Origin of the sequence: Chloroflexus sp. (assembly GCF_034435895.1) — a bacterium.
Taxonomy (GTDB): Bacteria; Chloroflexota; Chloroflexia; order Chloroflexales; family Chloroflexaceae; genus Chloroflexus.
The window spans coordinates 1-14,285 of record NZ_DAOTWH010000198.1 but is presented as its reverse complement, the minus strand read 5'-3'; the positions used below and the strand labels follow the sequence as shown (position 1 = coordinate 14,285).

Below are 14,285 nucleotides of genomic sequence, written 5' to 3'. Positions count from 1 at the left end.
GCCAATGAACGGCTATCGTTCAATCAACCATTTTGCCGAAAGCAATCCCTTTCTACTCCCCCCTCTCAGCCAACACCTCCCGCCAAACCTCAATCGGCTGCGCGCCAGCCAGCAGCCGGTTGTTGATGAAGAAGACCGGCGTACCAAAAACGCGCAGAGCATGCGCTTCACTCACGTGGTGGGCAATGACGGCTTTGGTCTCGGCGCGCTCGGCGCAGACTCGCAACGCCGCCGCATCGAGGCCAAGCTCGGCGGCGATGGCGTCGATACGGCGCTGCGCGCTGGCCGCGTCGCCTTGCCACGCCTCACCGTTAGCAAAGAGGGCATTGTGCATCTCCCAGTAGCGGCCCTGCTCACCAGCGCAGATCGCCGCCAGCGCGGCCCGCTCGCCTTGCAGGCTAGTGACCGGCAGGTGCTTGACAACGTAGAAGACCTTGCCGGTCTCAACGAATTCTGTAACCAAAGCGGAAAAGGTGAACTGGTGATAACGGCGGCAGAAGGCGCAACCGAAATCGGTGAACTCGACGACGGTCACCGGTGCGGCGGGATCGCCAAGCACGGCGTAGGGTTCGGCGCTGAGGCCAAGCTGGGCCATGCTCGCAGTGAGCACACCGTTCTCGGTGATGGCCGGCGTTGGCGTCGCAGTCAGAGGTGGCGTCGGCAAGGGTGTTTCGCCTAAACGGATGACGCGCGCCGTTGGCGCCGACGCTGCCGGAGGTTCAGGGGTGACGGTCGGCAGGCGCGCAATCGTTGGTGAGGGAGCGGGAATATTCGCCGTTGCTGTGCAGCCGGCAAGGAACATGAGCAAGACGAGGATGAATGCGCAGAGGTGTATTGAGTTCGTTGAGGAACTTCGATAATAAGTCATTGCGCCAACCTTTGTGCTGTGGAGGCAGAATAGCAAGCACAGAGCAGCATACCATACCTCGCCAATGAGCATTTCCGGCGTGCAATGACCAGCGGCAGGCGCCCGCTTGTCATTGCGAGGGAGTGGCGGTACCCTCAGCCCCGCTTGTCATTGCGAGGGAGTGGCAATACCCCGCGCAGCGAGGTGCCGCTCGACCGAAGCAATCTCCCCCTTCGGCGGAAACAGACCCTGAGCGGGTAGCTCCCGTGCTCGCGGGAGATTGCTTCGCCGCGCGAAGCGCGGCTCGCAATGACAATGGGGGAGCGGGGGATTGCTTCGCTGTGCTGCGCTGCGCTCGCAAGGACAGTGGTATGCGGCAGTTGCACTGCCGCATACCATAACTTTTACCCGCTGACCGGTGCAGCGACGAGACCTAGCTCGCGCAGCACTTCGTCCATGTGCTTGACTAGCACGATCTCAAGCTGCTTTTTGGCTTCGGCGGGCACTTCGCGCAGATCGATTTCGTTTTCGGCGGGCAGCAACACTTTGCGCACGCCGGCCCGCTGTGCGGCGAGCAGTTTCTCTTTCACGCCGCCGATCGGCAAGACTTTCCCGCGCAATGTCACTTCGCCGGTCATCGCGATCCGCTTGTCCACTTCGCGTTTGGTCAGCGCCGAGACCAGCGCGCTCGTGATAGTGATGCCGGCTGAGGGGCCATCTTTGGGAACAGCACCGGCAGGCACGTGAATGTGAATGTCACTCTTTTGGAAGAGATCGGCTTCGATGCCCAGCTCAGCAGCGCGCGAACGGGCGTAGGTGAGCGCGGCGCGGGCCGACTCTTTCATCACATCGCCAAGCTGGCCAGTGAGGATCAACTGGCCGTTGCCGGGGATGACGCTCACCTCGACGAAGAGCACATCGCCGCCGGTGGGTGTCCACGCGAGACCGGTGACAACACCAACTTCGTTCTCGCCGAGCAGGGTTTCGCTGCGGAAGCGAGGCGGGCCGAGCAGATCGTCGAGATCGGCAGCGTCGATCTGGGCCGGCAGCTCTTTGCCTTCGGCCAGCCGGGTTGCCATCTTGCGGTACACCGCGCCAATCCGCCGTTCGAGATCCCGCACGCCGGCCTCGTGGGTGTACTCGCGGATGAGCCGTTGCACCGCGGCGGTCGTAAGCTCTGGGCCGCGCGCCGCCATCCCTTGCTCGCTGCGCTGGCGCGGGATGAGATAGCGACGGGCGATTTCGAGTTTCTCGCGCTCGGTGTAGCCAGACAACTCCAGCAGTTCCATGCGGTCGAGCAGCGCCGGCGGGATAATGTCGGCGCGGTTGGCGGTGCAGACAAAGAGCACTTTGCTTAGATCGAATGGCACATCGAGATAGCGATCGACAAAGGCGACGTTCTGCTCAGGGTCGAGCACTTCGAGCAGGGCAGCCGCCGGATCACCCTGAAAGCCGATACTGAGCTTGTCCACTTCATCGAGCAAGATCACCGGATTGTTGCTGCCGGCCCGACTGAGACCCTGAATGATACGACCGGGCAGCGCGCCAATGTAAGTGCGGCGGTGGCCGCGAATTTCAGCTTCGTCACGCACGCCGCCCAACATCACCCGCACAAACTTGCGCTCGAGCGCGCGCGCAATCGACGAGCCGAGGCTCGTCTTACCGACGCCGGGTGGGCCGACAAAGCAGAGAATGGGGCCGCGGGCCTCGCCGCCGGCTCCCTCTTCCTGCCGCAGTTTACGCACCGCCAGATACTCGACAATCCGCTCTTTGATCCGTTCCAGATCGTAGTGATCTTCGTCAAGCACCTGTCGCGCCCGCGCCATGTCGAGGTTGTCCACCGTACTGTTGTGCCACGGCAGATCAAGGATCCAATCGAGATAGGTGCGAGCCACGGTATATTCGGCGGCGCCGGGGGGCATGCGTTCGAGCCGCAATAGCTCGCGTTCAGCCTCTTGGCGTGCTTCGGCAGGCAGGTTGGCCTCTTCTAGCCGCCGGCGCAACTCGGCAATTTCGGCAGCGTGATCATCAGTCTCACCCAACTCGCGCTTGATCGCCTCAAGCTGCTGGCGCAAAACATACTCGCGCTGATTCTTCGCGACCTCTTCCTGCGCCTTGCGCCCGATCATCAGAATTTCGCGCTCGCGATCGAGCAGGCGCAGCACATGCTGCAACCGCTCGGTGACATCGAGCATATCGAGCACCGCCTGCTGGTCGTCGAGGTTGAGGTTGAGATTAGCCGCGATCAGGTCGGCCAGCATGCCGGGATGGGGCGCATTGGCGGCGGCCATCGCCAATTCATCGGGCAGATTCGGGCTCAGATCGACGATCTGCTGGAAGCCGGCCAAGGCGGCCCGCGCCAAACCCGACACCTCCACCGGCACATCAACCGGATCGCGCGAGATACTGACCTGCGCTTGCGGGTAGGGCTTGAGCGACACCCAGTGTTGCACCTTGATGCGGGCCTGCCCTTGCAACAGCAACTGTACCCCACCCTGCGGCATGCGCATCATGCGCACAATCACCGCTGCCGTACCGGTAGCCGCCAGCGCCGCCGGATCAAACTCCTCGCTCGCTTGCGCCCGGCGAAAGACACCAATGGTCTTGGTCGAGAGCGCCACCTCATCAATCAACTTCACCCAAGCGTCGCCACTCACCACTAACGGCAAAAACATGCCGGGGAAGAGCACGGCATTATTGATCGGCAAAACCGGCAAAACTTCGGGTATTTCCGGTGTTGCCGGACGGGGAATAGAGATTGGTTCACTCACGGTCGTTCTCCCTCCAACACCGGAATCACCACCTGCCGCAGCGCGCGCCCGGCGAAGGGCAGGCGAATTTCGAGCAGGCCGTGGATCGAACGGGCGCTGGTCTGTTCGGGATCGATTGGGCGCTCGAACGGCACTTCGATCTGAAACACACCGGCGGCAATCTCCATGCGGTGCAGACGGCGCAACCCCGCTGGCAGCGCTAATTGGCGCGCGCCGGCAATGCGAACAACTTCCGGGGCAGCCTCAATCTGCAACGTAGCCGGATCAACGCCGGCCAGCTCGATCACCAGCACCATCTCACGATCGGTCTCGAAGACGTTCAAAGGCGGCGACCATGGCCGGCTGTCGAACTGGGCATACGGCAACCGACTGCGCAGAATCCGAATGTACGACGAATCGCTCATGGTGTGCTTCCTTTGCGTTTATGGCTCGATCAGGAACGAGCGCTTAAAGAGTTCATACCGGCGTTTGACCTGCCGCACCCGCCAACCCAGCACCAGCAAAACCACGCCAATCGCAATGAAGAACGCCGCGGCGAGGAACGCCAGTAGCTCAGGCCAAATCATCACTGCCACGCCGAGCGCCACCAACGCAATCCCTTGCGAGAGATAAAACCACCAGAGCGCTGAAAGTTCGGCGGTAATATAATCAAATGGGCGAAAATCGATCGAATAGACTGGCATCGCTCCACCTCCTTATCATTCATACCAATCGGCGTCAACCCACGTAGTGACGCGATCGAGCGCGCGCCGGTACGCCAACTCGGCGCGCAAGCGGGCAATTTCGCGTTGCATTGCCAGCATGCGCCGGCGCATGTGCAGCACCAGATCAATCGCATCGAGAGGCACTTCCAGATCGTCGATCAGGCGGCGAATCCGGCGCAATTCATCAAATTCAGCCGCCGGCAACTGCGGGAAGGGATGAATGTACCCGATATCCGCCAAATATTTCAGCACTGGCGCCGGCAAACCTACCACCAGCGCCAATTCTTCTAAGCTCATGCGTCGCACTAACATAGGCGGCATCTCCTTAGGCGAGGCGAAGCACCGCTTCGCCACAACAGTTATCGTAATTCGGCCAATGTCATCGGCAGGGTCTGTTCGCGGCCATCGCGGATGAACGTCACCTGCACGGTTTCACCAACTTGGGTTTCCATTTCCAAATACACCAACAATTCCTGACTGGTGGTAATGGAGCGACCATTGATCGCTACAATCACATCACCCCCAACCGGCAAGTTCCAATTACCCACCCGCACCAATCGGTCAGGGCCGCGCAAATCGGCTTGCGCCGCTAGGCCGCCATTGATGAGTTCGGCGACGAGCAACCCTTGCGTCACCGGCAAGCGCATCCCGGCCCGCTCAAAGAGGGCGGCGCGCTGGGGGGTCAGTTCGATCACGCGCACGCCAAGCGACGGGTGCGGATAACGCCCCTCGCGGATCAAGACCGGCACCACCCGCTGTACTGTGCGCGCCGAGATCGCGAAGCCGATGCCGGCATTGGCCCCACTGGGGCTGAGAATAGCTGAATTGACCCCAATCACCCGTCCCGACAAATCGAGCAGCGGCCCGCCAGAGTTGCCGGGATTGATCGCCACATCCGATTGGATCACCTCGCCGATGAAGCGCTGGTTCGGGCTTTCGATCACCCGGCCCAATGCGCTCACGATCCCAAAGGTCAGCGTTCGCTCTAGCCCAAACGGGTTGCCAAGCGCGAGCACAAATTGGCCACGTAGACCTGCGTCGAGTCGCCGATCGGCAATCCACACAAATGCGCCGGCAATCACGGCCAGCAAGACCACTTCAAGGAACAACACGATCCAACGACCGCGACCGGGTTGTGGCGACATAGAAAACCTCGTTGTTCGATTATCGTAGTGGAGCCGCACGGGCCGTGCGGCTCTACTGGCTGGATACCGTTACGAACGTTTACGGTTGCGAACCAATTCGCGCAACGTGTTCAATTCGGCGTCGGTCAACGGTTCAGGCAACACCAATTTCACCCGCACAAACAGATCGCCACGTTCCGCCGAGTTTTCCAGCCGTGGCATCCCTTTGCCGCGCAGGCGGAAGACCTTATCGGCCTGCGTGCGCGGCGGGATCTTGAGTGTCACCGTGCCATCGATCGTCGGCACGCGCACCTCGCCGCCGACCGCTGCCGTAAAGGCATCAACCTCGATCGTGGTGGTCAAATCATCGCCGTCGCGCTCAAACTGCGGATGCGGTTCGACTTCGACCACCAGATAGAGATCGCCGGCCGGGCCGCCGCCAATACCGGAAGCGCCCTGCCCGCTCAGCCGCACGCGGGTGCCGCTGCGCACGCCACGCGGAATGCGCGCTTCGATCCGCCGGTCACCGACTTGCAGCGAGCGCGTCGTACCCGCAAACGCCTCCTCCAGCGAAACGGTCACTGGCGCTTCGAGGTCGCGCCCGCGCGCCGGACGGCTGGGCCGGCGGAATTGCGGCTGCCCGAAGATCGAGCTGAAGAAGTCAGAGAAGGGACTGTCGGCCCCAAACAGGTCTTCAAGGTCTTCGGGCGAAACGTTATAGGTATACACCTGTTGGCCCGGCGCCGCTTGCCACTGGCTCCAGTTGAAATCGCCGCGCCCGCCGCTGCGTTGCCAGCGCTGATAGTACGAACGCAACTCGTCGTACTTGCGCCGCCGCTCTGGGTCGCTCAGCGCCTGATAGGCTTCGTTTATCTCTTTAAAGCGCTCTTCGGCCTGCTTATCGCCCGGATTGACGTCAGGATGGTATTGCCGCGCCAGTTTGCGGTAGGCTTGTTTAATCGCCTGATCGTCGGCATCAGGGCTTAGGCCCAAGATGGCATAATAATCTTTGAATTCCATAGTATTTCTACCGTATCAGTTTGTGATAGGATTGGCGCAACGATGCGCTGCCCACCGTTGCGCCGCCGAGTCAACCGCTGCGTGCGCCAGCTCACCAGCGCAGGATGCCGGCCAACCCGCTGAAATCGCGCAGTAGCCGCTCTTCGGCTGCGCCCGACACAAATTCAAGCCGGGTCGCAAAGGCAGTGCAGGCATCAACCAGCACATCGCGCAAGGCGACCGGTTGCGGTTCCGCATCAGGCGCCAGCACGAGCGCCTGTTCACGGCTGCCGGCCAACAAGGCGTTGCCGGACAGCCACACCTGTTCGTTGAGCCGCCACGGCGCCAGCAAGACACTCAGCCGGCCTTCTTGCAGCGCAGCCAACACCGGATCGACGCCCCACACCCCGGGTTGGCGCGTCACCTGATTGAGCAACTCTTGCTCGTGAACTTGTTCGACGTGTTCAAGCACAGGCAAGACTTTCGCCAGCACATGGGCCGGCGCCGCTTCAGGATGCGGCAGATCAGCCACGTGGGCCACAACCATCTGTTGGACGGTACGTGGCAACAACGCCACAAACTGCTTCGTCGCCTCATCCCGACCCAGCAAGACCAGCCGGCGAATGCCGAAGTGGGCGAGCGCCCGCTCGGTTAACCCAGCCAACCGTTGCAGATAGCGCGCCGCGATATTCTCCATCCGGCGGGCAAAGCGATCGCGGTTGCCCATTGCTTGCGCGCGCAGCCGCTCGCGCAACCGCTGCGGATCAAACTGATCGACTTCGCGCCAAAGATCGGCCTCAACGCTGCGAAAGACATCGGTATGCTCGACAATCTCGCCTAAAAAGACCTCGCAGAAGCGCCAACCCTCGCTACGCAACCAGATCACAGCCGTACGCTCGTATTGGTCGAGCGCATAGATGATCGGGGCAATATACGGTTCGCCCCAACGCGCTTCAACCCGGCCATTGCTCAAATCGAGCAACGGCAGCGAGATATGCAACGGCAAGCGCGTGATCGTGACCTGCGAACCCGCAGTCTCAGCGGCAAAGATCGCTAACGTGCGCGCTTCGGGGGCAAATTCGGCCTCAAGCGCGGCGAGCACGGCCTGCTCAACCGCGACCGGCGCGGCCAACGCCTTCAACGCATTACGCGCGCGCAGTTCCCACGCTCGCCGCGCATTATCCGGGTTGGCCGGATCAACCTCAACATAGAGCGAAAGCACCGGCGGCTGCAACGCTCCCAACTCGGCTCGGATCTGTTGCACTGTATCGCGATCGATCATACGCTTCCTTCCTTTCGGCGGTTACCGCCACCAACGCGCGATGAGGTTGGCAATGACGGTCAACACCAGACTCACCACGAGCATGGTGCCGAGTGGAATAAAGATGGTTAGATTATCGCGTTCGATCAAAATATCGCCGGGCAGACGGCCTAGCCATGGCAAACGGCCGGCGGCCAAGACCACCAGCCCGATCACGATCAAAACCACGCCGGCGCCGATCAACCAACGTCCTAGCTCGGTCATAGCTGCACCTCACGACGGGCAGACGTGCGCCCTGATGTTCTTCTGCTTTGGTATTATGATGAAGCGATATTAGCCGGCGGTCAACGGGGTGCTAATAATGTGTTAGAAATGCATGCCGAGAGCGATGCCGGCAACTGTGATCAGGCTTGCCAGCACCTCTTGCCCACCGACCAGCGGCGCCGGCGTAGACAGGCTGCGCGGTAACAACCCAATCCAGCAGCGCAACCCCACCAACGCAAAGGCCGCCAGCGCGGGCCCGCCGATCCATCCTGCTATAACCAATCCGCCAACCAGCGCGAAAGCCGCACCGTGCGACCAAAATGCCGGCGCGCGGCGAGCCGGTTCGTTGCGCGCGAGGCGTAAGCGAATCCGGACGTAGATGATCGCGGTGACGGCTTGTAACGCCAGCAGCAACCAATGCCAGCAACGCGCGCGATGCCGGTCGGCCAGCTGCCATCATGATCGCCGCTGCCAGCGCACTGATAGCCACAGCACCAAACAGCTCGGCGACCAGAGCACGACTCTCCTTGCGCAGATCGAAGAATAACTGGCCCAGCGCAAAGGGGGTGGCAAGTACGATTGGCAACCAAAACGGCGTTGCCAAGCTTATGATAGCGCAGATCAGGCCAATCAGCGCGATTGCGCCATAGCCAAGCGCAAAACGCTCGGCCCAGACAGTACGAGGATATCGCTTGCCGCGCTGATAATCACCGAACGCCAACTTCAACGGCTGGCGAACAAGAAACGCGCCTAACGCAGCTACGCTCAACCCTATTCCGGCCAGCGAGGGAGCCAACCATAAACCCAAGATAACCGGCGCAGCCAACAAGCCCCATCCGCCATGCTCGACCGGCAAAGCGATGGGGCGCAACCGCACCGGCGGCGTACGAGTTATTGCGATGCGATGATTGCTCGGCATAAACGTATCCTTGCATTATGCTCTTTTGCGCCACACACGTAGCGGTAAGTAGGTCAGAGAGAGCATCACCAGCATCATAACGAATGCTTAGCGGCAATAGTATCACCTTTGACCGGTAAAGACCAGTATTGAGCGTCCGACAAGAGTCTGTACGGTTAGCGCCCTCGTGAGAGCTTTATCTGCTTGACTATGGGATAAATCCCCCATCATTCGCCGATCAAGATCAGGTATAATGCACATGAGCGTCATAGATGACGGGAATAGCGATTAGACATCTGCCGTCGTTGCATCACAGAGCCAGAAAGAGAACTGCTATGAACCAAAGTCGCCAATCATTTCCTACTTCGCCAATGCAAAGCTGGTCGATGTCGGCATTCGTCGTCATCGCGCTCCTTGTGATGATCGGCGTGTTTATGGCCAGCAACGCAGTCACCACCATTGAAGCCGGCACCCGCGGCGTGTTGAAAACGTTCGGCGAGATTACGGGCGTGCTCGATGAGGGATTGCACTTCCGTATGCCGTTCATCACCTCGGTGACAGTGGTGGAAGTGCGCACCCAGCGCTACGAGTCGAATTCGAGCGCAGCATCGCGTGATTTGCAGACGGTGACGACACAGGTGGTGATCAACTACCGGCCCGATGCTGCGCAGGTTGACCGGCTGGTACGTGAGATCGGCGTTGATTACGAGCGCAGAGTGGTTGACCCCGCCATTCAAGAGGCGATTAAGGCGGCTACCGCCCGCTTTACCGCTGAAGAGCTGATCACCCGCCGGCCTGAAGTTTCTGATTTGATCCTGAGCGTGTTAAGCGAGCGACTGATGCCGCGTGGCGTGATCGTCGAGAATGTCTCGATCACCGATTTCAACTTCAGCCCCGAATTCGCCCGCGCCATTGAGGCCAAGCAGGTCGCTGAGCAAGACGCCCTGCGTGCCGCCCGCGAGCTCGAGCGCGCGCGAATCGAGGCCCAACAACAGGTGGCCCGCGCCGAAGCCGAAGCGAAGGCCCGGCTCGAAATCGCCCGCGCCGAAGCCGAGTCACTCCGTCTGCTCGGCGAGGTAATCTCGCCACAATTGCTGCAACTCCGCTTCATCGAACGCTGGGACGGCATCTTGCCCCGGTTTGTCGGCGGCGATAACGGCCTGCTGACGATGCTGAGCATTCCGACCGATGACATCTTGAATGAACCGGCTGCAACTCGCGCTACCCCGCAGAACATCGCACCGGCGGGAACAGAAGCGACGCCGAATCCGTAAGCGTGTTGCTAGTTTGTAACGTGTTTGCGTCGTGCCCCTCTCCCGGCCTCCCCCCGCTGGAGGGAGGCGTAAGATCCTCCTCCCCCAGCGGGGGAGGGGCTGGGGGTGGGGGCAAGAAAGTACATCCCCGCGCTGTATTATCCGGCCCTTCAGGGCCGGGCTAGGGTTACGAAGCCCGCTGCGCGGGCTGATCGATGAGCGACGGAATCCCGCTCGTGGGGGAGATTGCTTCACCGTCTCCGGCGGCTCGCAATGACATCCGGGGAGCGGCGTTTCCCAACCCCCTTTGCGTCCTCTGCACCCTTCGCGCCTTTGCGTTTACCATCCTCTGCGCCTTTGCTCACTTTGCGCCTTTGCGTTGACTCCCTCACCCCCCGGCCCCCTCTCCCACCGCACGGCGGGAGAGGGGGAGCCGTGCGCTAAGCGGACGAGGCATGGCAGGAGCGGAAGAGAGTAGCGCCCCGCTCCCGCGCCAGTGGGAGCGGGGTTGGGGGTGAGGGTAAGGGTATACCCCCCTCCCGGCCTCCCCCCGCTGGAGGGAGGCGTAAGATCCCCCTCCCCCAGCGGGGGAGGGCAAGGGGTGAGGGCAAGACTGTACCGCAAAGAACGCAGCGCGCACGGAAGGAAGTTCACCCCCAAAAACCCCTCTGCGCCCTTCGCGCCTTTGCGTTTACCATCCTCTGCGACTTTACCCGCTTTGCGCCTGTGAATCTGCGGAATAACAGCGTAGACTTTGCATACCGCCTCCCCATTTGACACAATACTCGACTTCTGGTATATTCGTCGCACTATGAGAAACGTACACGCATCCACCAAGCAGAGCAAGCGCGCGAAGAAGCCGGACGCAAGGTCTGGTTAGCTACGCTTGTCTGCTGTGTGTAAGAGACAAGACCCGGCTCACCAGACCAACGGTGCGCCGGGTCAATTGTTTGTGTGGAGGGATGGATGAAACGGATAACCATGACCAGCCCAATTGCTTACACGCCACGTTACTGCCGGCCCGAACTGTTTGGATCTTGTCAAGTGAGAGAGGTGCCACTGTATGCCATTGCCTGAGCGCCTGTTTTTTGTCGATACGACCTTACGCGAAGGCGAACAGTTCGCCAGCGCCCGCTTTACCACCGCGCAACGGATCGCTATTGCCGAGATGCTCGACGCTTTTGGCGTTGAGTACATCGAAATGACCTCGCCCGCCGCCTCGCCGCAAAGCGCACGTGATCTTGCCACCATCGCACGCCACGGCTTGCGCGCTCGTATCCTCACCCATATTCGCTGCCACATGGCCGATGCTCGCCTCGCCGTCGAACATGGCGCGCAAGGCGCGAACTTGCTCTTCGCCACCTCTGAACCACTGCGCACGGTCAGCCATGGCCGGAGTTTGAGCGAGATTCTGGAAGAAGCGCGACAGGTGATCACCTTCTTGCGTGACCACGACCTCGAAGTGCGCTTTTCGAGCGAAGATAGCTTCCGCACCGATCTCGCCGACCTGATCCGCATCTACCGCGCCGTTGAAGAGATGGGAGTGCAGCGGATCGGCCTCGCTGATACGGTTGGCATCGCCACGCCACGGCAAGTCTACGATGTGGTCAGCGCGGTGCGCGCCGAAGTCAAGTGCGACATCGAATTTCACGGCCACAACGACAGCGGCTGCGCTATCGCCAATACCTTCTGCGCTGCCGAAGCCGGCGCCACCCACCTTGATGTGACGGTGCTCGGCATTGGCGAGCGCAACGGCATCGCCAGCCTGAGCGGGATGATCGCCCGGCTGGCCAGCGTAGACCCGGCCCGCGTGCAGCGTTACCGGCTCGACCTGCTGCCCAAGATTGATGAAACCGTCGCCACTATGCTCGGTATCGAGATTCCGTTCAACCATTGCATCACCAGTCCCACCGCCTTCCACCACAAGGCCGGGATGCATACCAAGGCGGTGCTGGCCGATCCGCGCAGTTACGAAGTGCTCGATCCGAACCTGTTTGGCCGCCAGCGCACGATCGCGGTTGCCCATCGCTTGGTGGGGTGGCACGCAGTCGCCGAACGGGCCCGCGAGCTGGGCATTACCCTCAGCGAAGCGCAGGCTCGCGCCGCCGCCGCCCGCATTAAGGCCCTTGGCGATGAACACGACCTTGATGGCGCGATGATCGACGAAATTCTGTACAGTTACGCTGAATAACACCGTATGGCTGCATGGCGTGCGGCCACCAACTACAACGAGGATACGACTATGCCAACGATGAGCGAACAGATTTTGAGCCGCGTCGCCGGTCGTCCGGTGCGCGCCGGCGATGTCGTGACGGCGAACGTGGATCTGGTGATGGTGCATGATAGCTTGGGGCCCGGCATCATCCGCATTCTGCACCAAGAGTTGGGCGCTGAGCGGGTGTGGGATCCGCAGCGGGTGGCAGTGGTGATCGATCACGTCGCTCCCGCGGCTAGCGTGCAGACCGCCGAGAAGCAGCAGGAGGTGCGGCGCTGGGTGCGTGCGCAAGGCATTCCCAACCTGTTTGATGTCGGGCGCGGCATTTCGCACCCGGTGTTGGTCGAAGAGGGGTTGGCCCAGCCGGGCATGTTGATTTTGGGCAGCGATAGCCACAGCACGGCGTATGGCTGCGTGGGAGCGTTTGGCACCGGGATGGGCAGCACCGACATTGCGCTGGCGCTAGCGACCGGCAAGACTTGGCTGCGCGTGCCAGAGACGATTGTCGTGCGCGCGAGCGGCACATTTGGCTTCGGCGTCGGCCCGAAGGATTTGGCCCTCCGCGCCGCCCGTCTGCTCCGCGCCGATGGCGCGACCTACGCCGCGATCGAGTGGCACGGCGTCGAACAACTCAGTGTGATGGAGCGGATGACGCTGGCGACCCTCTCGATTGAAATGGGGGCCAAGGCCGGGATTATTCCGCCGGCTGGTCTCGATCTCACCGGCCCGCTCGTGCCCACCGTCGATGCCGATGCCCAGTACCAAGAGGTGGTAGAGATCGATCTCGGCCAACTCGAGCCGCAAGTCTCCGCGCCGCATTATGTCGATAACGTCACCGATCTGAGCGATCTGGGCCGGGTGGCGGTTGATGTGGTCTACCTCGGCACCTGCACCAACGGCCACTACGAAGATATGGCGGTCGCGGCCCAGATTTTGGCCGGACGCCGGCTTGCTCCCAGTGTGCGCATGATCGTCGTGCCGGCTAGCGCACAGGCGCTGCAACGCGCCGCTGCCGATGGCACCCTCGCCACCTTGCTCGCCGCCGGCGCGACCATCGGCACACCGGGGTGCGGCGCGTGCATTGGCCGCCACATGGGAGTGCTCGCCTCCGGCGAGGTCTGCCTGTTCACCGGCAACCGCAACTTCCGTGGCCGTATGGGCAGTCCCGAAGCGCAGATCTATCTCGCCTCGCCGGCCGTCGCTGCCGCGACGGCGCTCACTGGCTATCTGACCGACCCGCGCGCGGTGATGGATGGCCAGCCAGTCGTATCGCAGTAACGCTCAGCGCAGAAAGAGAGGCTTTGCTATGGCTCGCGTGTGGCTTTTTGGCCCCGACATCAATACCGATCAGATCGTTCCCGGTCGCTATGCGCCGTATATGTTGAAGGATGAGAGCGAATTGCGCCGCTACCCCTTCGTCGAACACCGGCCCGATTTCGCGCCCAACGTGCGCCCCGGCGACATCATCGTCGCTGGCAAGAACTTTGGCTGCGGCAGCTCGCGCGAATACGCTCCGCTGGCGCTGCGCATGGTCGGCATCGGCGCGATTATCGCTCCGCTCTTCGCCCGGATCTTCTTTCGCAACGCACTCAATCTCGGCATCCCCTGCTTTACCGCCGATTTGACCAACGAGTTGGCCGATGGCGATGAAGTGGAGCTGGATTTGGAGAGCGGGCGGATCACGACCAGCGCTGGGCGTGTGATCCATTTGCCGCCGCCGCCGCTCTTCCTGCGCGAGGTCTGGGCCGCAGGCGGCATTGTGCCGTTCTACCGCCAGTATGGCCGTTTCCCCGGTGAGGTGGCGTGATGCAGATCTGTGTCATTCCCGGCGATGGGATTGGGCCAGAGGTGATGGCGGTAGCAACAGCGGCGCTGCGTGCGCTGGCGCCTGACCTCACCCTGACCGAAGCCGAGGCAGGGTGGGGCGTCTTCCAGCGCACCGGCGTCGC

General features: G+C 61.6%; 14 protein-coding genes and 1 pseudogene. 4 read left to right on the top strand and 11 right to left on the bottom strand.

Translation table 11 applies throughout. The annotated features are described in order from the left end of the window. Window positions 1–52 precede the first annotated feature (52 nt). The 11 genes and pseudogenes from U9R81_RS11625 to U9R81_RS11575 form a co-directional block, all read right to left on the bottom strand. The gene (locus tag U9R81_RS11625; RefSeq protein WP_322495615.1) at window positions 53–868 is read right to left on the bottom strand and encodes a DsbA family protein; all 816 of its coding nucleotides are present in this window, start codon (window positions 866–868) and stop codon (window positions 53–55) included. Window positions 869–1,251: 383 nt separating this feature from the next. Then, window positions 1,252–3,618, bottom strand: coding sequence for an endopeptidase La (lon, locus tag U9R81_RS11620; RefSeq protein ID WP_322495614.1), 2,367 nt, complete (start codon window positions 3,616–3,618; stop codon window positions 1,252–1,254). Beyond that, complete coding sequence (locus tag U9R81_RS11615) at window positions 3,615–4,022, bottom strand: Hsp20/alpha crystallin family protein (protein ID WP_322495613.1); 408 nt, start codon at window positions 4,020–4,022, stop codon at window positions 3,615–3,617. The genes lon and U9R81_RS11615 overlap by 4 nt, the downstream gene beginning before the upstream one ends. An 18-nt stretch (window positions 4,023–4,040) precedes the next feature. After that, entirely contained in the window at window positions 4,041–4,301 is a 261-nt protein-coding gene (locus tag U9R81_RS11610) for a hypothetical protein (protein ID WP_066791694.1), read from the bottom strand. 15 nt (window positions 4,302–4,316) lie between these two features. Further along, complete coding sequence (locus tag U9R81_RS11605) at window positions 4,317–4,634, bottom strand: chaperone modulator CbpM (RefSeq protein ID WP_322495612.1); 318 nt, start codon at window positions 4,632–4,634, stop codon at window positions 4,317–4,319. A 47-nt stretch (window positions 4,635–4,681) separates the two neighbouring features. Beyond that, on the bottom strand, window positions 4,682–5,467 hold the full coding sequence (locus U9R81_RS11600; protein ID WP_322495611.1) for a S1C family serine protease: 786 nt from the start codon (window positions 5,465–5,467) through the stop codon (window positions 4,682–4,684). Between the two features lie 69 nt (window positions 5,468–5,536). Continuing rightward, window positions 5,537–6,466, bottom strand: coding sequence for a J domain-containing protein (locus U9R81_RS11595; RefSeq protein WP_322495610.1), 930 nt, complete (start codon window positions 6,464–6,466; stop codon window positions 5,537–5,539). 91 nt (window positions 6,467–6,557) lie between these two features. Beyond that, window positions 6,558–7,727: a VLRF1 family aeRF1-type release factor gene (locus tag U9R81_RS11590; RefSeq protein ID WP_322495609.1), complete on the bottom strand. Its 1,170-nt coding sequence runs from the start codon at window positions 7,725–7,727 to the stop codon at window positions 6,558–6,560. A 21-nt stretch (window positions 7,728–7,748) separates the two neighbouring features. Further along, a complete protein-coding gene (locus U9R81_RS11585; protein ID WP_066791680.1) occupies window positions 7,749–7,970 on the bottom strand; it encodes a DUF2905 domain-containing protein in 222 nt (73 codons plus the stop codon). A gap of 102 nt (window positions 7,971–8,072) precedes the next feature. Then, window positions 8,073–8,384: a hypothetical protein gene (locus U9R81_RS11580; protein WP_322495638.1), complete on the bottom strand. Its 312-nt coding sequence runs from the start codon at window positions 8,382–8,384 to the stop codon at window positions 8,073–8,075. Window positions 8,385–8,490: 106 nt separating this feature from the next. Further along, window positions 8,491–8,889, bottom strand: a pseudogene (locus tag U9R81_RS11575) (YwiC-like family protein); the annotation flags it as partial. A gap of 314 nt (window positions 8,890–9,203) precedes the next feature. On the opposite strand from U9R81_RS11575, the gene U9R81_RS11570 reads away from it, so the two are divergent. The 4 genes from U9R81_RS11570 to U9R81_RS11555 all read left to right on the top strand — a co-directional run bounded on the left by U9R81_RS11570 (window position 9,204) and on the right by U9R81_RS11555 (window position 14,143). After that, window positions 9,204–10,142: a prohibitin family protein gene (locus U9R81_RS11570; RefSeq protein WP_322495608.1), complete on the top strand. Its 939-nt coding sequence runs from the start codon at window positions 9,204–9,206 to the stop codon at window positions 10,140–10,142. A 1,042-nt stretch (window positions 10,143–11,184) separates the two neighbouring features. After that, complete coding sequence (lysS, locus tag U9R81_RS11565) at window positions 11,185–12,312, top strand: homocitrate synthase (protein WP_322495607.1); 1,128 nt, start codon at window positions 11,185–11,187, stop codon at window positions 12,310–12,312. Window positions 12,313–12,363: 51 nt separating this feature from the next. After that, on the top strand, window positions 12,364–13,614 hold the full coding sequence (locus U9R81_RS11560; protein ID WP_416180958.1) for a 3-isopropylmalate dehydratase large subunit: 1,251 nt from the start codon (window positions 12,364–12,366) through the stop codon (window positions 13,612–13,614). Between the two features lie 28 nt (window positions 13,615–13,642). Further along, window positions 13,643–14,143 (top strand): homoaconitate hydratase, encoded by a 501-nt coding sequence (locus U9R81_RS11555; RefSeq protein ID WP_322495605.1) that lies wholly within the window; start codon window positions 13,643–13,645, stop codon window positions 14,141–14,143. The last annotated feature ends 142 nt before the right edge of the window (window positions 14,144–14,285 follow it).